The organism is Sphingobium sp. AP50 (assembly GCF_900109095.1).
Lineage (GTDB): Bacteria > Pseudomonadota > Alphaproteobacteria > Sphingomonadales > Sphingomonadaceae > Sphingobium.
In genome coordinates this window covers 42,354-64,036 of the sequence record NZ_FNYZ01000010.1, presented here as the reverse complement: position 1 = coordinate 64,036, position 21,683 = coordinate 42,354, and the positions used below count along the sequence as shown (strand labels likewise).

The following is a 21,683-nucleotide window of genomic DNA, read 5'->3' as shown; positions in this document are numbered from 1 at the left end:
CAGAGGGTATAAAATGGTTGCGGTGCAGCATGAAAAAAATGGAAAGACGCGGATATTGGAGGCCGCACGCACGCTTTTCGACAGCCATGGTTTTCACCAGACCTCTATGGCAGAACTTGCCACAGCTGCTCAAGTGTCCGTTGGACAGATATATCGCCTGTTCAAGGGCAAGGAAGATATCATCGAAGCGCTCGTCCATGACGATGCCGACCAATGGTGCAGCGAGATGGCGAATATCCGCGTCCGGCTGGATATGGGCGAACTGACGATCGAGCAGACATTCGAACAATTGCTGCTGCACACGATCGACGAAAAGGACGAGGCGCTCGCGTTCGACATATTGGCCGAGAGCTTTCGAAACCCCGCCGTGGCCGACACGATCGCGGCCATGTGCGAACGGTTCCGATCCTTCATCCGTTACTTCGCCTGTGCTGCCAACGACCAACTGTCCGGCGATGCGCTGGACGCTGCCGAGGAAATGATATTGGGCTGCCTGTTCGGGCTGGGCCATCGCAGCATTTCCCGCCCGAAACTGGCGCCAGCGGACACGGCGCGCCGCACCGGGCACATGATTCTTACTGCCCTGCGCGGCGTGACCTGAAGGCGGCCTATAGCCGCCCGTAGAGTTGCGCCGTTTCCTGCACGCATCGCGCCCAGCTATAGCCAGCCGCTACGGCAAGACCGGCCTCTGCCGCCGATTGCCGCCAGCCATCATCCAGCAGGCCGCGTTCCAGATCGCGGACGAAGCGATCGACATCGTCCGGATCGGTCAGCATGGCCGCACCGGCGGTGACTTCGGGCAGGCAGGAAATATCGGCGACGATGGTCGGCACGCCACTGGCCATCGCCTCGATCGGCGGCAGGCCGAAGCCTTCATAGACCGACGGATAGACGAACAGCCTGGCCCCGGCATAAAGGGCGGGCAGCGCCGCTTCCTCGACATAACGGATATAGCGCAGCCAGCCTTCCCGCTCCGCATCGGCCATGTCGCGCAATATCGCGTCGCTCAGCCAGCCCGATGATCCCGCCAGCACGATCGGACAGCGGTTTCGCAGGGCCAGCGGGAGCAGACGCCAGGCCTTCAGCAGTTCGCTAATCCGCTTGCGCGGCTCTATAGTCGACACGCACAAGGCATAACCACCCGGTGTCAGGCCCATCCCTGCCAGAACGGGCGAAAGCTGTTCTGGCGCACGGGGATGAAAGGTCGGCCCTACCCCCTGATGAATGGCCGTCACCTTGTCAGGCGCGAAGCCGGTGAAGGCGATCACTTCCTGCCGCACCGTTTCCGACACGGTGATGATATGCGCGGTACGGCCAAGGGTAGCGGCGAATTCCTGATCGAACTGCGCGCGCCGCTCCGCCGGATGGGTTTCGGGATAGCGGAAGACGGACAGGTCATGGATGGTGATAATCCCATGCTCGGCAAATTCGGGCAGGAAGAAATTGGGACCGTGGCAGACGGAGAAACGCGCATGAATGCGATCCCGCAGGCGACGCGGTTTCTTGCTGACCTTGCGCATCCAGAGTTCATAGGCCGACTTCTTGCGGCGCGGGCCATCGATCAGCAGCTTCATCGGATCGGCAATCCAGTGGTCGTTCCGGACATAGCGGACCGACTTTATGCCCGGCTCCACCGGTAGGCGCTGCGCCAGTTCCCAGACATAGCGGCCAACGCCAGTCAGTTGTGGACTGAGCGCCTCGACCGACAGGATGACGCGCTTCTTCATGCCGGCCCCTTGCCATATTGTTCAGCCATGGAGCCGCCCGTAAAGCGCCACCGTATTCCGAACGCAAGCGTCCCAGTCATATTTCGCCGCGACCGCCAGTCCGGCCGCGCGGGCCTGCGCGCGCCATGCATCATCCTCCAGCGCCTGCGCGATGCGGCGGGCGAAGCCGTCGACATCGTCCGGTTCGACCAGCATCGCCGCCCCGCCGGTGACTTCGGGCAGGCAGGAGGCGTTGGCGACCAGCACAGGCACGCCGCTGGCCATCGCCTCCACCGGCGGCAGTCCGAAGCCTTCATAGACGGACGGATAAAGGAACAGGCCAGCGCCAGCATAGAGGATCGGCAGGTCTTCGTCCGGCACGAAACCCAGATAGCGGACCCAGCCCCGCGCCTGCCCCTGCTCCATCAGTGCGCGAATATCCTCGCTCAGCCAGCCCCGCCCGCCCGTCACCATCAGCGGCCTGCGATGGCGCAAGGCGGGCGGCAGCAACGACCAGGCCTGCAACAATTGCGCGATCCGCTTGCGCGGCTCGACTGTCGACACGCACAGGGCATAGCCATTAGGCGTCAGGCCATAACCCGCCAGCACGGGCACGACTTCTGCTGCATCGCGAGGATGGAAGGCAGCGTCGACTCCAAGTGGGATCGCCGTCACCTGCCCGGCATCGAGCGAAAAAGCGTCGATCACTTCCCGGCGCACAGTATCGCTGTCGGTGATGACATGGCCCGCTATCGCCAGCGACTGGCTGAAGCGCCGCTCGAAATGGGCGATGCGATCGGCCGGATGGGTTTCGGGGTAGCGCAGGACGGACAGGTCATGCACCGTGACCACGCCGCCTTCCGCCCAGTCGGGCAGGAAATAATTGGGCCCGTGAAAAAGATGCGTGCGCCAGAAGCGTTGCTGGGACAGATCGCGCCACCAGCGCGGGCGCCAGTCACGCGGCAGGATGCGATCCGGGTTGAGCAAAGCGGCAGGATCGGCAATCCAGTGCCCGCTGCGCCAGAAGCGCAGGTCTTCGATCGCGGACAGGGACGCCATCCGTGACGCCAGCGCCCAATTATATCTGCCGATGCCGGACAGATGCGGTTCCAGCGCTTCCACGGACAGGATGATCCGCAGGCTCATCGCGCAATTTCCCTTACGGACGCGGAAGGCATGTCAGTCTTCAACGGGGCAATCTCTCTTCGCAAAATACGCAACATGCCCCTTCGGGAAGTCATGGATAGAAGAATGAAATACACAAAAAGGCAAATTTACTTTCCATCGCACCTCCCCCACGACCCGCCGCATCATCCGCCCGATCATGTTGCAATGCCGCAACTTATGACGCCCTCTGTCATTAATCAGAACAGATGATCGGGAGGCAAGACATGATAACCGACGGACGTTTCGACCAGAGCTACTTCTTCGAACGACTCGAACGAAACCGGGAACTTGCGGAACAGAGCCAAAATCCGGTAATTCGCGACCTTCATCTTGAATATGTTCGACTTTACCAGCAATTGATCCGCGAAGAACAACCCGCCTGATTGCAGTGCAGCGCGAGGCAGCCGATCACGGCTGCCCGCACGCTGCCGCCCGTCGCGTCACTTGGCCGCGACTCCTTCCGGCAGGACTATGGCCGACCAGCTTTTTGCCGGAACCAGATATTTGGCGGCAAGCGCCTGAAGCTGTTCTGGCGTGACCGACAGCATATCCGGCGACATGGATTTCATCGCTTCGACATAGCGCGGGTCGTGGGTCGCGCCTTCCATCTGGTTCATCCAGAAAGCGTTGCCGGTACTGGCCCGCATCAGAAGCTGTTGCATGGGCGCCACCGCACGCTGCAATTCATCGGCGCTGACCGGGGTTTTCACCAGATCGGCCGCCGTATCCTTCACCACGCTGTAGAAATAATTGATCCGGTCGGGCCGCACCTGGCTGGTGACGAGGATATAGCCGCCGCTGTCATAGGAGAAGGGCCAGTTATTCTGGACGCTCGGCGAATAGGCAGCCCCTTCGGTCGAACGCAGCTTGTCGAACAGGCGATCGTTGAAAATCTGGGTCAGGATTTCAAGCTGACGCCCTTCCTTCTGAAGCGCAAAGCCGCCCGAAGTTGGCCAGGCCATGACGGCCGCCGCCTGCTCCTTCTCCCCCTTGTGTCGCAGCACGACCGGCGTTTCGACATGGGCGGGGAAACGCATGGCGCGATTGGCGGCCGGCACCGGCACATCGGGCCGCGGCGGCAGCGCGCCGAAGGTGGACGCCACCGTCGCGATGGCATCCTCCGCCTTCACCTGCCCGAAAATCTGAATTTCGATCGGGCCGGACGCCAGGATCGGTTCCCATGTGGCGCGGAAGGCCTGTGGCGTCAGCGCATCGATTTCTGCCCGCGATGGAGTGCGGAAACGCACATCCTTGTCATGCAACAGCCAGTTGAGATCGCGACCCAGCACAGCATCGGGCGATCGCGACATAGCGTCATAGGCCACCCCTGCCCCGGTCTTTACCCGCGCGATCGGCGCCGGGTCCCAGCCGGGCTGCGCCAGCTTGGCCGCGAACAGACGCAACTGGTCCTTATAGTCGGCCGGTCGCGTGACGACCTGCATTTCGAAGGCATCATCGTCGATGTTGAAGCCCATGCCCATGCGACGACCATTGGTCAGGTCATCCAGTTCCCGCTGGCCCAGCTTGCCGATGCCGCTGGCCACCAGCGCATAGTCGGCCGCCCAGCCCGGCACAGGCTTCGTCGGCGAAAAGGCCTGCTGCCCATGGCCGAAGCGGACGTTGATCCGCACCTTTTCCGTTTCGATATCATTGGCGAACAGAGTCAGCTTGACCCCGTTGGCGAAGGTGATTTCCTCCATGCCCTGAAGGCCGATCGGCTTGCGCGACACGACGGTTCCGGGCGTCCCGAACTTCGGCAGGTCGTCCATGGTCACGGCCTTGTCCGCCAGTCGGGCGTTGGTGGCGGCCTTGACCGGCGCGGCGACGGCAGCCGCCAGCTTCGCGTCCAGCCCCGGCTGCACCTGGCCCGTCACCATCAGCGCGCGGAACACTCCGGCCGAAAAGAGCCGGCGGGTGGAATCCAGGATTTTGTCCGGCGTCATCGTCGGCTTGCCCGCGCGGAAGATATCGACCGCCGCCTGTGGACTGACGGTGGTTTCGCGAATGTCGACGGCGCTGACCAGATCGCTCGCCTGTTTCGATCCGGCTTCGGTGTCGGCATTTTCGACGCCGATAGAAAGCGCGGTATCCATCTGCGCATATTCGCGGTCGATTTCGGCCTGGCTGGGCGGCGTCGCCTTTGCGTCCTCGATGATGGCGCGCACATCGGCAAGCGCCTTTTCCCAATTCTCGCCAGTCGGCACAATGGTCAGGAAGGTGCCGTCGACGGACCGGCTGACATCTTCCTGATCGACACCGGCCTGAAGGAAGCTGCCGCCCGCGCGCGCCGCCTGCTCCAGCCGCCGGCTGACGATCTGCAACGCCAGCATGTCGGTCAGCTTGTCCTGATTATAGACGATGGTGTCGGCATGCGGCGTCCAGGGGCGCAGCCATGCCATGGTCAGCCCCAGCGGCACGCCGGGCTCCACCACCACGCGGGTCGCAGGCTGTTTCGGATCGGGCGCGCCAAAATCAGGGAGCGGCGCCCCCTTGCCCGGCACGGTCCAGCTCCCGAAATTATCCTTGATAAGCTGCTCCGCCTGCGCAGGATCGATATCGCCGGCGATGGCGATCACGGCATTTTCCGGGCGATACCAGCGCTGATGGAAGGCTTCGATCTTCGCGGCCGTCGCGGCGTTGAGCGTGGCCACCGTGCCGATCGGCGCATGATCGGCCAGCGGTTGACCCGCGAAGAAATGCAGTCGGCTGGCGTCGGATAAGCGCATCTGCGGGCCGTCGCTTTCGCGCCGTTCGGCCAGCACGACCGCCCGTTCCGCCGCCACGGCGCTGTCTACGATATTGGGATCGGTCATCATGCCGGACAATATCTTCATACTCTCGCCCAGGCTCGCCGGTGTCGCCTGCGGCAGATCGAGCGCATAGGTGGTGCCGGTCGGTGTGGTCTGCGCATTGCTATCGCTGCCGAAAGTCACGCCCAGCCGCTGCCAGATACGCTTGGATTCGCCATCGGGCACATGGCGCGATCCGCGCATCGAAAGATGTTCGATATAATGGGCGTAACCCAGTTCGTCTGGCTGCTCCATCAGCGAACCGGCGTCGATCCGCAACCGCACCGACACCTGCCCCGGCGGCACGCCATTGCGCCGGACCGCATAGCGCAGTCCGTTGGAGAGCGTGCCGAAGCGCCATGCAGCGTCGATCGGCACGTCGCTATTTTCGTAGAGCCAGGGTCGGATCTGCGCTTGCGTCGCGCCCTGCGTCGCAGCAGGTGCGGCGGCAGGATCGGTTCGCGCCGCGAGCGGCGATCCCGACAGGATCAGGGCGATGATGGAGAGCGAAGCAGCCGGACGGCGGAGGGAAAAATGCATAGGCAGGAGAACCTAACGGCATTTTTCTGAATGGCCACTGACAAAGAGGGCAGCCATAAATTCAAAAGGCCGCCGCATATCCTGCAGCGGCCTTTTTATCATTATGAGCGCGGTGCGCCGGTGCGCTGGACCGCGCCCTTGTGCGCGCCCACGCCGCCGCTCTTGCGGCGACGGTTGAAGGGCCGCTTCTCGCCGCCTTCCGAATCCGCACGATGCGCCCGGTCGGGTGCGCCGCGCTGCTGCTTCTGGCCATCCTGATAGCGGCGCTGCCCTTCGGCGCGCTTAGCCTGCTGCTGCGGGCTCTGGCTCGGCCCCTTCTTGGGCGCGGCAGGCTTGGGCAGGTTGCGCACCGCTTCCAGGAAATTCTCCGGCAGCGGCTCGATCTCCAGCTTGACGCGCGTCGCCTTCTCGATGGCCTTCAGATAGGGCCGCTCGTCATCCGCCACGAAGCTGATCGCGATGCCATCAGCACCAGCGCGCGCGGTGCGGCCGATGCGGTGAACATATTGTTCGGCCACATTGGGGATTTCGAAGTTGATGACATGGCTGACGCCCGACACGTCGATGCCGCGTGCGGCGATGTCGGTCGCTACCAGCAACTTCACCTTGCCCTGACGGAAGGCCTGGAGCGCGGTCGTGCGCTGGCCCTGGCTCTTGTTGCCGTGGATGGCGAAGGCGTCGATGCCCGCACCCTCCAGAAAGCGCACGACGCGATCCGCGCCATGCTTGGTGCGGGTGAAGATGAGCGCGCGGTCGATATCCTCATTCTTGAGGACGATGTGCAGCAGCGCCTGCTTTTCCGCCTGATTGACGAAGGTCATCCGCTGGCGCACGCGCTCTGCCGTGGTGGACTGCGGGGCGACGCTGACCTTGACCGGGTTGTTCAGGAACTGGGCGGCGAGCGCCTCGATCTCCTTGGGCATGGTAGCCGAGAAGAACAGGTTCTGACGGCCGGTGGGCAGCATCTTGGCGACGCGGCGCAGCGGGTGGATGAAACCCATGTCCATCATCTGGTCCGCCTCGTCGAGGACGAAGATTTCCGTGTCCTTGATGGTGAAGGCGCGCTGGTCGATCAGGTCGAGCAGGCGACCGGGCGTGGCGACGACGATGTCGACACCAGCGGACAAGGCGCGGATCTGCTTGCCGATCGGCACGCCACCGAAGACGGTTTCCACCGAGAGGCGCATGAAGCGGCCATAATCGCGGAAGCTCTGCGCGATCTGCGCGGCGAGTTCGCGGGTGGGCGACAGCACCAGCATCCGGCAGCCCTTGATCGGGGTCGGCTTGGGATTGCGGGCGAAATAGTCGAGGCTGGGCAGCGCAAAGGCTGCGGTCTTGCCCGTGCCGGTCTGGGCGATGCCGCACAGATCCTTGCCTTCCAGCAGGACGGGGATCGCCTTTTGCTGGATCGGGGTGGGATTGGCATATTTCTTGGCGGCGAGCGCCTTCAGAATCGGCTCAGAAAGGCCGAGGTCGGTAAATTCCATGGATATTGCTCACAAGTCGGCCGGGCGCCGACTGTCTGCAAGACGCAGAGAGGGCGCAAGGCGGGTTACGAAACGACCCGCGTGAAAAGGGAAGCCTCAAGCTTGGCGCAGACTGTCATTGGCCGGTCCTTGCACCCTTCGGAGGAGAGGACGATCACGCTGCCAATCGCTGGGGGTCACAGGGACCATCTGCTGCGCTGCGGCGCCTATGGCCGAAACACAGGCAAAAAGCAAGCGGCCCCACTTTTCAGTCGGGCCGCCTCATCATTTATCTCATTCGATCGGGATCAGAGCGCTACTTCGGCATGCTTGTCCTTCAGTTCACCGCGCACATCACCACCGAACAACATCTTGAATACGCCACCGATCGACAGATCGGAACGCCAGATTTCCGCCTTGCCCAAGTCAAAACGCAGCATCAGCAAATTAGGATCAGCCCGTCCGCCCGGATACCAGGCCTCTACCTGCTTCGACCAGTAGCGATCGATCACCGCCGGGTCGGCTTCGGGCACAAGTACGCCTTCGATACAGGCGAACAGATAATGATCCTTCGCCGAAAATTGCGCCATGGCCGGCCCGCCCGGCGCCAGTCGATTATCCTTCGAGGTGTAGAACCAGAAGCAATGATTGGCCTTGGGATCGAGTTGCGCCGTCATCGGCAGGCTATGGCCGCCAGCACCCTGCAAACCCACCATCAGAAAAGGGCTGCTGGACAGTTCGACCCAGAAGCGATCGCGAATTTTATCTTGGTCAGTCATGGTCCAGTCTCCTTGCAGCTTTCCCTGTCAATCGATGGCGTCAGATGAAGTTCCCGAAACGCTTGATCTTGGCCGCGCCAGTCGCCACATGGGCGCCATGCTGATCGAGACCGAACTGACGCCCAACCCGGCGACCATCAAATTCCTGCCCGGCCGTGAGGTCATGGGTTCGGGAACGCGCGATTTCGCAACGCCCGAGGAAGCCGAAGCATCCCCGTTGGCCGATGCGCTATTCGGCCTGGGCGACGTGACCGGCGTCTTCTTCGGCAGCCATTTCGTGTCGGTCACGATCGCGCCGGGATCGGAATGGTCCGACGTGAAGCCCGATGTGCTGGCCACCTTGCTGGAGCATTTTTCCGCCAACATGCCACTGTTCGCGCCCGGCAGCGCGGCGGGTATCACCGTCCCGGCGGAAGACGCGGGCTTCGCAGATGATCCGGAAGATGCAGAAATCATCGAACAGATTCGCGACCTGATCGAAACCCGCGTCCGCCCAGCCGTGGCCAATGACGGCGGCGACATCATCTATCGCGGCTTCGACAAGGGCACCGTCTACCTCCAGATGCAGGGCGCCTGCTCGGGCTGCCCCTCCTCCAGCGCCACGCTGAAGAACGGGATCGAGCAGTTGCTGAAACATTATGTCCCCGAAGTGACCGAGGTTCGCGCAGTCTGATTGGAGTTGGCTGATCCAAAGCGCAGGATTTGCAATTCCGGGCCAATCGATTAACCGCAGCAGGGACTTCCGCATCGGGCGGAGACTTGATGGGAGTATCGCTTGCGCCTTCTGGTGATCGACACCGCGACCCAGGCCCTTTCCGTAGCGTTGCTGGACGATGGAAAGCCGGTCGGCCATTTCCATGAAATCGTCGGGCGCGGCCATGCCGAAGCGCTGCTGCCCGCCATTGCCGCTCTGCCCGAGGGCGGGCGCGCCGACGCGATAGCAGTGGATGTCGGGCCGGGGAGCTTTACCGGCGTTCGCATCGGTATCGCGGCGGCCCGCGCATTGGCGCTGGCCTGGAATATCCCCCTGCATGGTTACAGCACGGCATCGCTGATCGCTGCGCAGGCCGCGCGGCAACATGCGGATGGCCCGATCGCGGTCACCATCACCGGCGGCCATGGCGAACTTTTCTGGCAATGTTTCGAACCGGATGGCCGACAGGCTATCAACGCCATCGCCTCCACGCCGATCGCCTTGCTGGCCGATCAACTGGACGCCCCAACCCTGTATGGCACCGGCGCCGAAGCGCTGGTGACGGCGCGGGGCACCGGAACAGCAGTCGCAATCTATCCCGACGCAGCCGACTATCCGCTGATCGCCGACCTGCCTCCCCTACCCCCCAGCCCGATCTACGGCCGGGGCGCCGACGCGATGACCATGGCGGAGCGCGCCGCATCATGATGCCGGGCCTGATCCTCGAAACCTGCGATCAGGGCGAACGCAATGCGCTGTCCGATGCCATGGAGGTCATGGTCCGCGCTTTCGACCCTGTTTTTGGCGAGGCGTGGACGCTGTCTCAATTGTCGGGCGTCATGCTGATGCCCGGCACATGGCTGACCGTGGCGCGAATCGATGCGATGCCGCTGGGCTTTGCGCTGGTGCGATCCGTGCTGGACGAATGCGAATTGCTGTTGCTGGCGGTTGATCCGCTATGGCGCGGCAGGGGTGTTGGCGAAACCCTGTTGCGCGACAGCCTGCGCACTGCGCGACGTAGAGGCATCACGTCCATGAACCTGGAAGTGCGCTCCTCCAACAACGCGATCAGACTCTACGAGAAAACCGGGTTCGAATATGTACATCGTCGCCCCGGTTACTATCGTGGCAATGACGGTCAACTTCATGACGCCCTGAGTTTCCGCATAGACATGCTGGCCTGACCCAATAAAGTCTTGCGAAAGGCCTTGCGCGGGTCTAGCGAACACATACCGCTCCTGAAATAAATTTCCTTGGGCGGGTCGCACCAAATATAGCCTTCGTAGGAAACAGGAAAATGGAAACCGAATCGGCTCAGAGCGAGCTGCTGATTACTTTGACGTCGGACATCGTTGCCGCACACGTCTCCAACAACAGCGTCTCCGTATCGGACGTGTCTTCGCTGATCCAGAATGTGCATGCCGCACTTTCAGGCCTCAGCCAGCCCGTCGCGGTGCCCGAAGTAAAGCCGGAACCGGCCGTATCGGTGCGTTCCTCGATCAAGCCTGACTTCATCATCTGCCTGGAAGACGGCAAGAAGCTGAAGATGCTCAAGCGCCACCTGATGACCCATTATCAGATGACGCCCGACGATTATCGCGCCAAGTGGGGCCTGCCCGCCGATTATCCGATGGTCGCCCCCAACTATGCCGAACAGCGCCGCACCCTGGCCAAGAAGATCGGCCTGGGCACCAAGCGCCGCCGCACGCGCAGCAGCAAATAATCGACCGCGACGACGTAAAAGTCGTTTATGGAAAGGGCGCGTCGCCGACGCGCCCTTTCCTGTTTTGGTAAAAGTCGCTAGGCAAATGTCCTAGCCTTTCGCCCAAAGTCATCAAGCGAGCCCGCATGAACCGCAAAATCGACGTTGAAGCCCTCTGCCACGAAAAAGGGTTGCGCATTACCGAACAGCGCCGCGTCATCGCGCAGGTGCTGAGCGACGCCACCGATCACCCCGATGTCGAGGAGCTGCACAAGCGTTCCGCCGCCATCGATCCGGGCATTTCGATCGCCACCGTGTACCGCACGGTGCGCCTGTTCGAAGAAGCCGGCATCCTGGAGCGCCATGATTTCGGTGACGGCCGCGCCCGTTACGAAGCGGCGCCCGAATCGCACCACGATCATCTGATCGATGTCGAAACCGGCAACGTGATCGAATTCGTCGATCCCGAACTGGAACTGCTCCAGAAGCAGATTGCCGAGAAACTGGGCTTCCGCCTGGTCGATCACCGCATGGAACTGTACGGCGTCGCGCTCGACCGCAAGAACTGACCTGCCTTGGCCAGCCTCCGTCGCCTGTTGCGGATCGGGGCGCTGGCCGGCAGCCTGCTGCTCTGCCTGATCCCCCATCTGGTCTGGCGCCTTTTTCGCCGACGATCCCCCTGGCCGCAGCGCTTTCTGGCGCTCGCGGCCCGTTCTGTTGGCGCGAAGGTGCGGATCGACGGCAAGCCGCATCATGGCGACATGATTTTGCTGGCCAATCATATCAGTTGGATCGACATATTGGCGCTGGGCGGCGCGACCGGCGCAGCGTTCGTTTCGCATGACGGGGTGGCGCGATGGCCAGTGATCGGCTGGCTGGCCGCACAGAATAACACCCTGTTCGTCTCACGCGAGCGACGCGGCGCGCTGTCCGGACAATTGGATGCGTTGCGCGCGGCAATGCTTGGCCATCAGCCGGTGGCCCTGTTCCCCGAAGGCACGACGAGCGATGGCAGCGGCCTGCTTCCGTTCAAGCCCTCGCTGCTCGCCGTATTATTTCCCCCGCCGCGCACGGTAATGATCCAGCCGGTGCATATAGATTATGGCGCGGCCACCGCCCAAATCGCCTGGCACGGCGACGAAGGCGCCGGCGCCAATGCCATGGCCGTTCTGGGACGCAAGGGCAGCCTGCCGCTCACCCTGCATTTTCTGGAGCCGTTCGATCCCGCCACCTGCCCGGATCGCAAGGTCATGGCCGCCATGGCGCGCGATCGGATCGCACAAAGCATCACCGTGCATCAGCACCCTTCCGCTTCGCCGTTGCCGCCTGTATAGATGAACCGCATGAATCGTAACGACGCCCAAAAGACTCCAGCGACTTTCCACGTCAAATCCTTCGGCTGCCAGATGAACGTCTATGATGGCGAGCGTATGGCCGAGATGCTGGGCACGCAGGGCATGACCGCCGCGGCGGATGGGACGGACGCCGATCTCGTCATCCTGAACACCTGCCACATCCGCGAAAAGGCGGTGGACAAGGTCTATTCCGACATTGGCCGCCTGACCCGCGACGATGGCACGCGCCCGATGATCGCCGTCGCCGGTTGCGTCGCGCAGGCCGAGGGCAGCGAAATCCAGCGCCGCGCCCGCAATGTCGATATCGTCGTCGGCCCGCAGGCCTATCATCGCCTGCCCGACCTGATCGACAAGGTCGGACGCGGCGAGGAAGCCGTCGACACCGACATGCCGCTGGCATCCAAGTTCGGCGCCCTGCCCGCCCGTACCAAACAGGCGCGGCCGACCGCTTTCCTGACGATCATGGAAGGCTGCGACAAATTCTGCACCTATTGCGTGGTGCCCTATACGCGGGGCGCGGAAATCAGCCGTAGCTGGAGCGCGATCCTCGACGAGGCCAAGGCGCTGGTCGATGGCGGCGTGCGCGAAATCACGCTGCTGGGCCAGAATGTCAACGCCTGGACCGGCGAGGATGACAAGGGCCGGACGCAGGGCATGGATGGCCTGGCCCGCGAACTGGCGAAGATTTCGGACCTCAAGCGCATTCGCTACACCACCAGCCATCCCAACGACATGAGCGACGGCCTGATCGCTGCCCATGGCGATGAGCCCAAGCTGATGCCCTTCCTCCACCTGCCGGTGCAGTCGGGTAACGACCGCATATTGAAAGCCATGAACCGCAGCCATAGCGTCGACAGCTATTTGCGGATCATCGAGCGGGTGCGCGACGTGCGACCGGACATCGCGCTGTCGGGCGACTTCATCGTCGGCTTCCCCGGCGAGACGGACGCCGAGTTCGAGGATACGCTCAAGATCGTCGATCAGGTGCGTTACGCCCAATGCTACAGCTTCAAATATAGCCCGCGTCCCGGCACCCCGGCCGCCGACATGGATCACCAGATCCCGATGGCGGTCATGGATGAACGGCTCGCCCGGCTTCAGGCGGCCATCAACCGGCATCAGGTGGACTTCAACAGCGCCACCGTGGGCCGCACTACCGACATATTGCTTGAGCGCAAGGGCCGCTATCCCGGCCAGCTCATCGGCAAATCGCCCTGGCTCCAGTCGGTCGTCGTGACCGCGCCGGACCTTGCCATTGGCGACATGGTCGAAGTCGATATCACCAGCGCCGGTCCCAATAGTCTGGCCGGCGAACTTAGCAGGAGGAAGGCCGCTTGAACCAAAGCCTCGTCAATCCCGCATGTCCGGGAACCCAAATCCCCCGAACCCGGTTGCGAACCGGTCCAATGAGGGGAATGACGAGCGAGGGAGGCTGCTGAATGTCGAAAAAACCAAACCAGAATAGCCGCGTCGATGTGGCTGAACGCGCCCGGCTGGAAGTCACGTTCGACCGGCCGCATCTGCTGACCACCTTGTTCGGCCAATATGACCGCAATCTGGTCGCGATCGAAAATCGTCTGGGCGTCTATATCGCCGCGCGGGGCAACAAGTTGCAGATAGAGGGCGAGGCCGAAGCCGCCGCCCGCGCCCGCGACGTGATGACCGGCCTCTACAACCGTATCGTCGCGGGACAAGAAATCGACTCGGGCGCGGTCGAGGCGGTGATCGCCATGTCTTCGGAACCGACGCTGGACGGCATCATCCGCAGCGATGTCGCCGAACCTCCCAAGGTGATGATCCGCACGCGCAAGAAGACGATCGTGCCGCGCTCCGCGACGCAGGTCACCTATATGGAGGCGCTGAACCGCAACGACATCATCTTCGCCCTCGGCCCGGCAGGCACCGGCAAGACCTATCTGGCGGTCGCGCAGGCGGTCAGCCAGTTGATCACCGGCAGCGTCGATCGGCTGATCTTGTCGCGCCCGGCGGTGGAAGCGGGCGAGAAGCTGGGCTTCCTGCCCGGTGACATGAAGGAGAAGGTCGATCCCTATCTCCGCCCGATCTATGACGCGCTGCACGACACGCTGCCGGCCGAGCAGGTCGAACGGCGGATCGCCAGCGGCGAGATAGAGATCGCGCCGCTGGCCTTCATGCGCGGGCGCACGCTCGCCAACGCCTTCATCGTGCTGGACGAAGCGCAGAACACCACCATCGCCCAGATGAAGATGTTCCTGACCCGCTTCGGCGAAGGCAGCCGCATGGTGATTTGCGGCGACCCCAAACAGGTCGATCTGCCACAACCGGGCACATCGGGCCTGGCCGACGCGGTGGCGCGGCTCGACGGCGTGGAAGGCATCGCCATGGTGCCGTTCGGCGTTGCCGACGTCGTGCGCCATCCGGTGGTCGGGCGGATCGTTCAGGCCTATGAGGGGCCGGATGCCTGAATCCCACATCCGTTCGTGTCGAGCGAAGTCGAGGCACGCTTGCGCAAACCGGTTCTCGACAAGCTCGAACCGAACGGAAAGTATGTTGAATGATTGAAGTCGCTGTCCTCCATGAAGAAGGCTGGCCGGGAACGGACTGGGAATTTCTGGCCCAGCGCGCGGTGGCGACAGCCATCGCGCACAGCCCCTATGCCGCCTTCGCCACGGACCAGACCCTGTATGAAGTCGCGGTGAAGCTGACTGACGATGCGGAGGTTCACAGCCTGAACCGTGCCTATCGGGACAAGGACAAGCCGACCAACGTGCTGTCCTTCCCGATGGTGCAGGAAGACCTGCTGGAAGTGACCGCCAATACCGATGATGGCGAAGTGCTCCTGGGCGATATCGTGCTGGCGGAAGGCGTGTGCGCCGCCGAAGCCGCAGAAAAAGGCATATCGGTGGCCGATCATGCCACGCATCTGATTGTCCACGGGACTTTTCATTTGCTTGGATATGACCATATGGACGACAATGAGGCCGAAGCAATGGAAGCGCTGGAGATTGCAGCGCTGCTGAGCATGGGCCTTTCCGATCCCTATGGGGATCGCAATATAGGGGACTAAGTAGAAATATGGCCGACGGCAGTCCGAAGGACGGCACCTCTTCGAAAGAAGCGGACAGTAGCAACGAGGGCGGCTTATGGAGCGGCATCAAGTCGCTCCTGTTCGGCGAGGGCGAGGAAACCAGTCTCCGCAAGGAACTGGAAGAAGCGCTCGACGAATATGACGAGGACGAGCAGGATGAGAATCCGCCGGTAAAGGGCGATCTGTCCGCGATCGAGCGGCAGATGGTCCGCAACCTCCTCCATTTTTCCGAACATACGGTCGATGACGTGGCGGTCCCCCGCTCCGACATCATTGCGATCGAGGAGAAAGCGAGCTTTGCCGAACTGGCCGATCTGTTCGCAGAGGCGGGGCATAGCCGCATCCCGGTCTATCGCGACACGCTCGATACCATTGTCGGCATGATCCATATCCGCGACGCCTTCGCCATCCTGGCCGGCAAGGCGCCGGTGCCCGATACGCTGGAACCGCTGATCCGTCAGCCGCTCTATGTGCCCGAAAGCATGGGCGCGCTGGACCTGCTGGCCGAAATGCGCGCCAAACGCACGCACCTCGCCATCGTGCTGGACGAATATTCCGGCACGGAAGGCCTGCTGACCTTCGAGGATCTGGTCGAGGAAATCGTCGGCGAGGTCGAGGACGAGCATGATGACGCGCCCGAGGCGATGCTGGTGCCGCTGGACGGCGGCCTGTGGGAGGCTGACGCCCGCGCCGAACTGGACGATGTCGCTGAAGAGATCGATCCGAAACTGGCCGAGGTCGAGGAGGATGTCGACACGCTGGGCGGCCTCGCCTTCGTGCTGGCCGGGCGCGTGCCCGAACCGGGCGAGATATTGGAGCATGACGAAAGCGGGTGGAAACTGGAGATCGTCGCCAGCGACGGCCGCCGTGTGACCCGCCTGCGCCTGCACCCGCCGGTCGAACGGGAGGAGGTGGAGGAATAATCCTCCGCCCCGGCAATTTTCCGATACAGACGCGAAATGTTAAGGCAGCGCCGCTAATTGTTCCGTTCGGGCTGAGCCTGTCGAAGCCCTGTCCTTCTTCCAAGGAGGTACGGCCCTTCGACAAGCTCAGGGCGAACGGATTCATAAGGCCTACCCATTCCTGGGTCATCTTTACGGCGGACGATGCGGAACGAACGACAATCGATACAGGGTCATGGCGGCGCGGACATGCTGTTTGCCGCGCCATGGCGGGCGACCGAGAAGCTGCTGCTGACCGCCATCTGCATCGCCACGCTCTTCTTCGCGATCGTGACGCCGCCCTTTCAGGCGCCCGACGAAAACCAGCATTATATGAAGGCGCTGTCGCTGGCGCAGGGCAAGTTGCTGACGGAGCAGCGGGACGACGCGATCGGCGCTGATCTGCCCCGCGCGGCGCTCAATATTCATGCCGTCGATTTCCCGACGGACGTGCCGCCCGACCTGCGCCATTTCGAGACCGAACAACTGGCGCAGAGCGCCGCCGCCGACGCGCAACGCCCCGGCACTGCCTTTGCCGATTTCCCCAATGTCGCCAGCTATGCGCCCAGCCTCTATGCGCCGGGCGCGGTGGGGCTGATACTGGGCCGGGGGCTGGACCTGCCCTGGATCGAAACCCTCTATGTCGGGCGGCTGGTCAATGCGCTGACCGGGATCGCCCTGCTGATCGGCGCGCTGTGCCTGCTGCCCTTTGGCCGCAACGCCATGCTGGCGACTGCATTGCTGCCGACCTTCGCCTATCAGACCGGATCGCTCTCGCCCGATGCGGTGATCAATGGTTTCGGCTTTCTGGGGCTGGCGCTGGCGCTGCGCACCGGGTTCATGAACGCCACGCCGGTTCGATCGGCCGGACTGCTGATCACCGGGCCTTTGCTGGCTTTGTGCAAGGGCGTCTATCTGCCGCTGATGGCGGCGGGGCTGCGCTGGCAGCAGCATCGGCGCGATTTGCGGCCGGGGCTGATCCTGGGCGCGATGGCGCTGGGGGCGATCGCCTTTGTCGGCTGGATGCACTATTCGGGTGGCAGCCAGGCGCTCTATCATATCCAGTCGCGCAGGACCGGCGAGACGATGATGACCGCGCCGTTGCGCGACCAGCTAGCGATCATATTGGCCGATCCGATCAGCTATGCCCGCATATTGGCCAGCAGTGTTGTTGAGCGCGCGCCGGTCTATGCCTTGCAGATCGTCGGGCGGTTCGGCTGGAACGCGATCCTGCTGCCCCTGCTCGCCTATCCGCTGGCCCTGCTGATGCTGGGCGCTGGCGTGGCGAGTGGATCGGGCGCGCGGTTCGGGATGGGCCAAAGGATCTGGTGGCTGGCGGTGGCGGCTGGTGTCGCGCTGCTTATTGAAACCGCCATGTATCTGACCGGCACGCCGCTGGGTGCGGATTATGTGCAGGGGACGCAGGGCCGCTATTTCCTGCCTGTCCTGCCGCTGGTGCTGATGGCGCTGTCACCCGATCAGGGCTGGCGCGGTGCTGGGCGGCTGTTCGTCATCGCGGCGATCCCGCTGCTGCTGATCGCCGCCGCGACGGTGTATGACAGCTTCTGGGTGCATGGCTTCATCACCAGCGACGGCATGCCACCACATGGCAGCATCGGCCGCGCGCTACTGCTCCCCTCCCCGCGCTGGTAGCCAGATCGCGCAGAAGGCGAGCCAGCCCAGCCCTTCGATCCAGCCGGCGGTGACGTCGCTGGGCCAATGCACGCCCAACCAGACGCGGCTGATGCCGATCAGCGCGATGATGGCGGCTGCGGTCCAGTAGCCGAAACGTCGCGCAGCCAGCATCGCCAGAGCGCCGAAAAACATCATATTCCCAGCCGCGTGCCCGCTGGGGAAGCTATAGGTGTGGACGATGTCGAGATGCGGCAGCAGGTCGGGTCTAGGAGCGGCGAAAATCTGCTTGAGGATCAAGTTCAGTGCCGTGCCGCCGGCCATCATCGCGGCCAGCCAATAGGCGCGCCTTCGATGTCCGATCCAGAATAGCCCGCCAAGAGATAGAACCAGCAGAGCCAATCGACCCGCCGTTCCGCCGATGGCAGACGCGCCCCGCATCCATGGCGTGACATGCTGCCCCACGGCGCTATCCCGCGCTGCCCCTGCCCACTCCATCAGCCCGACATTAAGCCCATCGAGCCAACCCGATCGCTGCATGAGGGCGATCGCCAGAACGCAAAAAAGCGCGAGAGCCAGAGCCCCCGCGCCTTTCGCTGGCGACATGCGCCGATCAGATATGGATCGCACGCCCATAGGCCGCGAGCACGCTTTCATGCATCGACTCCGAGATGGTCGGATGCGGGAAGACAGTGTGCATCAGTTCGGCTTCGGTCGTCTCCAGCGTCTTGCCGATGGTGTAGCCCTGGATCATTTCCGTGACTTCCGCGCCGACCATATGGGCACCCAGCAATTCGCCGGTCTTGGCGTCGAACACCGTCTTGGTGAAGCCTTCCGCCTCGCCCAAGGCGATCGCCTTGCCATTGCCGATGAAGGGGAACATGCCGACCTTCACCTCATAGCCCGCTTCCTTCGCCTTGGCTTCGGTCAGGCCGACGCTGGCGATCTGCGGATGGCAATAGGTACAGCCCGGAATGTTGCGAACGTCCATAGCGTGCGGATGCTTGCCGGCAATCGCCTCGGCGGCGATCACGCCTTCATGGCTCGCCTTGTGCGCCAGCCATGGCGGCGCGGTCACGTCGCCGATCGCCCAGATGCCATCCACGCTGGTCTTGCACATCGGGTCGGTGACGATATGGCCCCGCTCCGTCTTGATGCCCAGTTCTTCCAGACCGATATTCTCGGTATTCGGCACGATGCCGATCGCAACAATGACATGGCTATACTCGCCATTGACGATCTTGCCGTCATTGTCCTTGATCGCGGCCTTCACGCCGTTCGCGCCGACCTCCAGCTTGTCGACGCCAGCGCCGGTCAGGATGGTCATGCCCTGCTTCTTGAGCGCCTTTTCGAGGAAGGCGGAAACGTCTTTGTCCTCAACGGGAACGACGCGGTCCATCATCTCGACCACGGTGACGTCGGCGCCCATGTCATTATAGAAGCTGGCAAATTCGATGCCGATCGCACCCGAACCGATGACCAGCAGCTTGCTGGGCATTTCCGGCGGGGTCATGGCGTGGCGGTAGGTCCACACGCGCTTGCCGTCCGCCTTGGCGAAGGGCAGGTCGCGGGCGCGGGCGCCGGTCGCGACGATGATGTTCTTCGCCGTCAGTTCTTCGGTCTTGCCGTCCTTGGTGACGGTCAGCTTGCCTTTCGCGACCAGCTTGCCGTCGCCCATATGGACGGTGATCTTGTTCTTCTTCATCAGGTGCGTGACGCCCTGATTAAGCTGCTTGGCGACGCCGCGCGAGCGCTTCACGACGGCGGCGATGTCGGCGCTGATCTTTTCAGCCGCCAGACCATAATCGCCGGCGTGCTGCATATAATGGAAGATTTCCGCCGAACGCAGCAGCGCCTTGGTCGGGATGCAGCCCCAGTTGAGGCAGATGCCGCCCAGATTTTCGCGCTCCACGATCGCGGTCTTCAGACCCAGTTGAGCCGAACGGATGGCGGCCACATAGCCGCCGGGGCCGGAGCCCAGAACGATGACGTCGTAATTCTCAGCCATGGTCAGTCTCTCTAGTCTTACTTCGCCGCGCCGGTTTCGGTCGGCAGGGGCGGAACGGAACGGGGCTGGCGATCTTCACCGATCGCCACGAAGCTGAAGGTCGCGTGGGTGACGCGATAGGATCGGTCGTCATGACGCGCGCGGCGCCATGCCTCGACATAGATTTTCATCGACGTGCGGCCCACGGACTTGAGCGTCGCGAACACCGACACTTCATCGCCGACCACGACCGGACGGAGGAAGGTCATGCCCTCCACCGCGATGGTCACGGCGCGGCCATGGCTGTGCCGGGCGGCGACGGAACCCGCCGCCGAATCCATCACGCTCATCAGCCAGCCGCCGAAAATATCCCCATAGGGATTGGTGTCGGTCGGCATGGCGATGACCCGCACCGCCGGACTGATATCCGGCGGGGTTTCGTCGACATAGGCCATCAGGCGAGCAGGCCGATCGGGTTTTCGATCAGCTGCTTGAACGCCTGCATCAGGCGGGCGCCATCGGCGCCGTCGATGGCACGGTGATCGAAGCTGCCGGTCGCCGACATGACGGTCGCGATCTGGACCGCATCATCGACAATGTACGGGCGCTTCTCGCCCGCGCCGATCGCCATGATCATGGCCTGGGGCGGGTTGATGACGGCTTCGAACTGCTTGATGCCGAACATGCCCATGTTGGAAAGCGATGCAGTGCCGCCCTGATATTCCTCGGGCTTGAGCTTGCCGTCCTTGGCGCGGGTGGCCAGGTCCTTCATCGCGGTCGAGATGGAGGCAATGCCCTTGCCCGCGGCGTCGGTGACGATCGGCGTGATCAGGCCACCGGGGATCGACACGGCGACGCTGATGTCGGCGCGCTTGAATTGCAGCATCTGGTCGCCAGCGAACTGCACGTTACACTCGGGCACCTGCTCCAGCGCGACGCCCAGCGCCTTGATCAGCAGGTCGTTGACCGACAGCTTGACCTTGCGGCTTTCGAGGCCGGCATTGAGTTCGCCACGCAGCTTGAGCAGCTTGTCGAGCTGAATGTCGACCGTCAGGTAGATGTGCGGCACCTGCTGCTTGGATTCGGTCAGGCGGCGCGCGATCGTCTTGCGCATGCCGCTCAGCTTGACGACCTCGTGCGGGATACCGAAGTCCTGCGCAGCGGCAGCGACCGGTGCGGGCGTTGCAGCGGCCGGAACAGCGGGAGCGGCGGCCGTCGGAGCGGCGACAGGCGCAGCAGCGCCCGGCTGGGCGCCGTCAATATCCGCCTTCACGATGCGGCCATTGGTGCCGGAGCCGGCGATGGTCGCCAGATCGATGCCCTTGACCTCTGCCAGGCGGCGAGCCAGCGGGCTGGCCTTCACGCGATCGCCCGAGGAGACGGCGGGAGCGGCAGAAGCCTTGGCGGGGACGGCGTCGGCCTTGGCTGCGGGAGCAGCGGCTTCCGCCTTTTCGGGGACCGGATCGGCCTTCGGCGCAGGTGCTGCACCACCACCAGCGGCAGCCGTAGCAACATCTTCACCTTCTTCGGCGATGATCGCGATCACGGTGCCGACTTTCACGCCCTCGGACCCTTCAGAAACCAGAATCTTGGCGATCACGCCTTCATCGACGGCTTCGAATTCCATCGTTGCCTTGTCGGTTTCGATTTCCGCCAGCAGGTCGCCCGACGACACCGTGTCGCCCTCCTTGACCAGCCACTTGGCCAGCGTGCCTTCCTCCATGGTGGGGGACAAAGCGGGCATCTGGATTTTCTTACTCATGCTTTCGGGCCTCTTCTTGGCTTTACGGCTTTGGTCATTATGTCCCCGTTTTCACCCATTCGCCGCTTTGGTCAAGTGACGCTGGAACAGACCCTC

At 63.1% G+C, this 21,683-nt stretch carries 22 protein-coding genes; 13 read left to right on the top strand and 9 right to left on the bottom strand.

Annotated elements, in window-relative coordinates; translation table 11 throughout:
- The first annotated feature begins 13 nt into the window (after nucleotides 1-13).
- On the top strand, nucleotides 14-601 hold the full coding sequence (locus tag BMY84_RS16495; RefSeq protein WP_093020064.1) for a TetR/AcrR family transcriptional regulator: 588 nt from the start codon (nucleotides 14-16) through the stop codon (nucleotides 599-601).
- A 7-nt stretch (nucleotides 602-608) separates the two neighbouring features.
- Here the strand turns inward: BMY84_RS16495 and BMY84_RS16490 are convergent, their stop codons facing one another.
- A complete protein-coding gene (locus tag BMY84_RS16490; protein WP_093085297.1) occupies nucleotides 609-1,727 on the bottom strand; it encodes a glycosyltransferase family 4 protein in 1,119 nt (372 codons plus the stop codon).
- Between the two features lie 21 nt (nucleotides 1,728-1,748).
- On the bottom strand, nucleotides 1,749-2,852 hold the full coding sequence (locus tag BMY84_RS16485; RefSeq protein ID WP_218146975.1) for a glycosyltransferase family 4 protein: 1,104 nt from the start codon (nucleotides 2,850-2,852) through the stop codon (nucleotides 1,749-1,751).
- A 245-nt stretch (nucleotides 2,853-3,097) separates the two neighbouring features.
- Between BMY84_RS16485 and BMY84_RS29805 the strand changes: the two genes are divergently transcribed.
- Complete coding sequence (locus tag BMY84_RS29805; RefSeq protein ID WP_177204052.1) at nucleotides 3,098-3,256, top strand: hypothetical protein; 159 nt, start codon at nucleotides 3,098-3,100, stop codon at nucleotides 3,254-3,256.
- A 57-nt stretch (nucleotides 3,257-3,313) separates the two neighbouring features.
- Here BMY84_RS29805 and BMY84_RS16480 read toward each other — a convergent pair whose 3' ends face one another.
- The 3 genes from BMY84_RS16480 to BMY84_RS16470 form a co-directional block, all read right to left on the bottom strand.
- Nucleotides 3,314-6,202, bottom strand: a complete 2,889-nt coding sequence (locus BMY84_RS16480; protein WP_093085295.1) for a M16 family metallopeptidase — start codon at nucleotides 6,200-6,202, stop codon at nucleotides 3,314-3,316.
- A gap of 101 nt (nucleotides 6,203-6,303) precedes the next feature.
- Nucleotides 6,304-7,689, bottom strand: a complete 1,386-nt coding sequence (locus tag BMY84_RS16475; RefSeq protein WP_093085294.1) for a DEAD/DEAH box helicase — start codon at nucleotides 7,687-7,689, stop codon at nucleotides 6,304-6,306.
- Between the two features lie 287 nt (nucleotides 7,690-7,976).
- Entirely contained in the window at nucleotides 7,977-8,447 is a 471-nt protein-coding gene (locus tag BMY84_RS16470) for a pyridoxamine 5'-phosphate oxidase family protein (RefSeq protein ID WP_093085292.1), read from the bottom strand.
- A 97-nt stretch (nucleotides 8,448-8,544) separates the two neighbouring features.
- Between BMY84_RS16470 and BMY84_RS16465 the strand changes: the two genes are divergently transcribed.
- The 11 genes from BMY84_RS16465 (at nucleotide 8,545) to BMY84_RS16415 (ending at nucleotide 17,859) form a co-directional block, all read left to right on the top strand.
- A complete protein-coding gene (locus tag BMY84_RS16465) occupies nucleotides 8,545-9,120 on the top strand; it encodes a NifU family protein (protein ID WP_093085444.1) in 576 nt (191 codons plus the stop codon).
- Between the two features lie 102 nt (nucleotides 9,121-9,222).
- Entirely contained in the window at nucleotides 9,223-9,849 is a 627-nt protein-coding gene (gene tsaB, locus BMY84_RS16460; protein WP_093085291.1) for a tRNA (adenosine(37)-N6)-threonylcarbamoyltransferase complex dimerization subunit type 1 TsaB, read from the top strand.
- A complete protein-coding gene (gene rimI / locus BMY84_RS16455; protein ID WP_093085289.1) occupies nucleotides 9,846-10,325 on the top strand; it encodes a ribosomal protein S18-alanine N-acetyltransferase in 480 nt (159 codons plus the stop codon). The genes tsaB and rimI overlap by 4 nt, the downstream gene beginning before the upstream one ends.
- 113 nt (nucleotides 10,326-10,438) lie before the next feature.
- Nucleotides 10,439-10,864 (top strand): MucR family transcriptional regulator, encoded by a 426-nt coding sequence (locus tag BMY84_RS16450; RefSeq protein WP_093085287.1) that lies wholly within the window; start codon nucleotides 10,439-10,441, stop codon nucleotides 10,862-10,864.
- A 125-nt stretch (nucleotides 10,865-10,989) separates the two neighbouring features.
- Entirely contained in the window at nucleotides 10,990-11,412 is a 423-nt protein-coding gene (locus tag BMY84_RS16445) for a Fur family transcriptional regulator (RefSeq protein WP_093020080.1), read from the top strand.
- A 6-nt stretch (nucleotides 11,413-11,418) separates the two neighbouring features.
- Complete coding sequence (locus BMY84_RS16440; protein ID WP_093085285.1) at nucleotides 11,419-12,177, top strand: lysophospholipid acyltransferase family protein; 759 nt, start codon at nucleotides 11,419-11,421, stop codon at nucleotides 12,175-12,177.
- Between the two features lie 9 nt (nucleotides 12,178-12,186).
- A complete protein-coding gene (miaB, locus tag BMY84_RS16435) occupies nucleotides 12,187-13,536 on the top strand; it encodes a tRNA (N6-isopentenyl adenosine(37)-C2)-methylthiotransferase MiaB (RefSeq protein ID WP_093085442.1) in 1,350 nt (449 codons plus the stop codon).
- Between the two features lie 101 nt (nucleotides 13,537-13,637).
- Nucleotides 13,638-14,642, top strand: coding sequence for a PhoH family protein (locus tag BMY84_RS16430; protein WP_093020086.1), 1,005 nt, complete (start codon nucleotides 13,638-13,640; stop codon nucleotides 14,640-14,642).
- A gap of 89 nt (nucleotides 14,643-14,731) precedes the next feature.
- On the top strand, nucleotides 14,732-15,244 hold the full coding sequence (gene ybeY, locus BMY84_RS16425) for an rRNA maturation RNase YbeY (protein ID WP_093085284.1): 513 nt from the start codon (nucleotides 14,732-14,734) through the stop codon (nucleotides 15,242-15,244).
- 8 nt (nucleotides 15,245-15,252) lie between these two features.
- Nucleotides 15,253-16,188 carry a hemolysin family protein gene (locus BMY84_RS16420; RefSeq protein WP_093085282.1) on the top strand — a complete coding sequence of 312 codons (936 nt, stop codon included), beginning with the start codon at nucleotides 15,253-15,255 and terminating at the stop codon, nucleotides 16,186-16,188.
- A gap of 183 nt (nucleotides 16,189-16,371) precedes the next feature.
- Nucleotides 16,372-17,859 (top strand): DUF2142 domain-containing protein, encoded by a 1,488-nt coding sequence (locus BMY84_RS16415; protein WP_093085281.1) that lies wholly within the window; start codon nucleotides 16,372-16,374, stop codon nucleotides 17,857-17,859.
- On the opposite strand, the gene BMY84_RS16410 is transcribed toward BMY84_RS16415, so the two are convergent.
- The 4 genes from BMY84_RS16410 to BMY84_RS16395 are packed head-to-tail and all read right to left on the bottom strand — an operon-like array spanning nucleotide 17,833 to nucleotide 21,587.
- Complete coding sequence (locus BMY84_RS16410; protein WP_093085279.1) at nucleotides 17,833-18,474, bottom strand: phosphatase PAP2 family protein; 642 nt, start codon at nucleotides 18,472-18,474, stop codon at nucleotides 17,833-17,835. The two genes, BMY84_RS16415 and BMY84_RS16410, sit on opposite strands and share 27 nt — an antisense overlap.
- On the bottom strand, nucleotides 18,452-19,846 hold the full coding sequence (gene lpdA, locus BMY84_RS16405; RefSeq protein WP_093085278.1) for a dihydrolipoyl dehydrogenase: 1,395 nt from the start codon (nucleotides 19,844-19,846) through the stop codon (nucleotides 18,452-18,454). Before lpdA ends, BMY84_RS16410 begins: the two co-directional genes overlap by 23 nt.
- A gap of 17 nt (nucleotides 19,847-19,863) precedes the next feature.
- Complete coding sequence (locus BMY84_RS16400; protein ID WP_093085276.1) at nucleotides 19,864-20,280, bottom strand: acyl-CoA thioesterase; 417 nt, start codon at nucleotides 20,278-20,280, stop codon at nucleotides 19,864-19,866.
- A complete protein-coding gene (locus tag BMY84_RS16395; RefSeq protein ID WP_093085275.1) occupies nucleotides 20,280-21,587 on the bottom strand; it encodes a pyruvate dehydrogenase complex dihydrolipoamide acetyltransferase in 1,308 nt (435 codons plus the stop codon). The genes BMY84_RS16400 and BMY84_RS16395 overlap by 1 nt, the downstream gene beginning before the upstream one ends.
- Nucleotides 21,588-21,683: the final 96 nt, after the last annotated feature.

Bases quoted from the DNA above. Each gene is read 5' to 3' on its own strand.
- BMY84_RS16495 (WP_093020064.1), top strand. From the start codon at position 14: ATGGTTGCGGTGCAGCATGAAAAAAATGGAAAGACGCGGATATTGGAG.
- BMY84_RS16490 (WP_093085297.1), bottom strand. From the start codon at position 1,727: ATGAAGAAGCGCGTCATCCTGTCGGTCGAGGCGCTCAGTCCACAACTG.
- BMY84_RS16485 (WP_218146975.1), bottom strand. From the start codon at position 2,852: ATGAGCCTGCGGATCATCCTGTCCGTGGAAGCGCTGGAACCGCATCTG.
- BMY84_RS29805 (WP_177204052.1), top strand. From the start codon at position 3,098: ATGATAACCGACGGACGTTTCGACCAGAGCTACTTCTTCGAACGACTC.
- BMY84_RS16480 (WP_093085295.1), bottom strand. From the start codon at position 6,202: ATGCATTTTTCCCTCCGCCGTCCGGCTGCTTCGCTCTCCATCATCGCC.
- BMY84_RS16475 (WP_093085294.1), bottom strand. From the start codon at position 7,689: ATGGAATTTACCGACCTCGGCCTTTCTGAGCCGATTCTGAAGGCGCTC.
- BMY84_RS16470 (WP_093085292.1), bottom strand. From the start codon at position 8,447: ATGACTGACCAAGATAAAATTCGCGATCGCTTCTGGGTCGAACTGTCC.
- BMY84_RS16465 (WP_093085444.1), top strand. From the start codon at position 8,545: ATGCTGATCGAGACCGAACTGACGCCCAACCCGGCGACCATCAAATTC.
- rimI (WP_093085289.1), top strand. From the start codon at position 9,846: ATGATGCCGGGCCTGATCCTCGAAACCTGCGATCAGGGCGAACGCAAT.
- BMY84_RS16450 (WP_093085287.1), top strand. From the start codon at position 10,439: ATGGAAACCGAATCGGCTCAGAGCGAGCTGCTGATTACTTTGACGTCG.
- BMY84_RS16445 (WP_093020080.1), top strand. From the start codon at position 10,990: ATGAACCGCAAAATCGACGTTGAAGCCCTCTGCCACGAAAAAGGGTTG.
- miaB (WP_093085442.1), top strand. From the start codon at position 12,187: ATGAATCGTAACGACGCCCAAAAGACTCCAGCGACTTTCCACGTCAAA.
- BMY84_RS16430 (WP_093020086.1), top strand. From the start codon at position 13,638: ATGTCGAAAAAACCAAACCAGAATAGCCGCGTCGATGTGGCTGAACGC.
- ybeY (WP_093085284.1), top strand. From the start codon at position 14,732: ATGATTGAAGTCGCTGTCCTCCATGAAGAAGGCTGGCCGGGAACGGAC.
- BMY84_RS16420 (WP_093085282.1), top strand. From the start codon at position 15,253: ATGGCCGACGGCAGTCCGAAGGACGGCACCTCTTCGAAAGAAGCGGAC.
- BMY84_RS16415 (WP_093085281.1), top strand. From the start codon at position 16,372: ATGCGGAACGAACGACAATCGATACAGGGTCATGGCGGCGCGGACATG.
- BMY84_RS16410 (WP_093085279.1), bottom strand. From the start codon at position 18,474: ATGGGCGTGCGATCCATATCTGATCGGCGCATGTCGCCAGCGAAAGGC.
- lpdA (WP_093085278.1), bottom strand. From the start codon at position 19,846: ATGGCTGAGAATTACGACGTCATCGTTCTGGGCTCCGGCCCCGGCGGC.
- BMY84_RS16400 (WP_093085276.1), bottom strand. From the start codon at position 20,280: ATGGCCTATGTCGACGAAACCCCGCCGGATATCAGTCCGGCGGTGCGG.
- BMY84_RS16395 (WP_093085275.1), bottom strand. From the start codon at position 21,587: ATGAGTAAGAAAATCCAGATGCCCGCTTTGTCCCCCACCATGGAGGAA.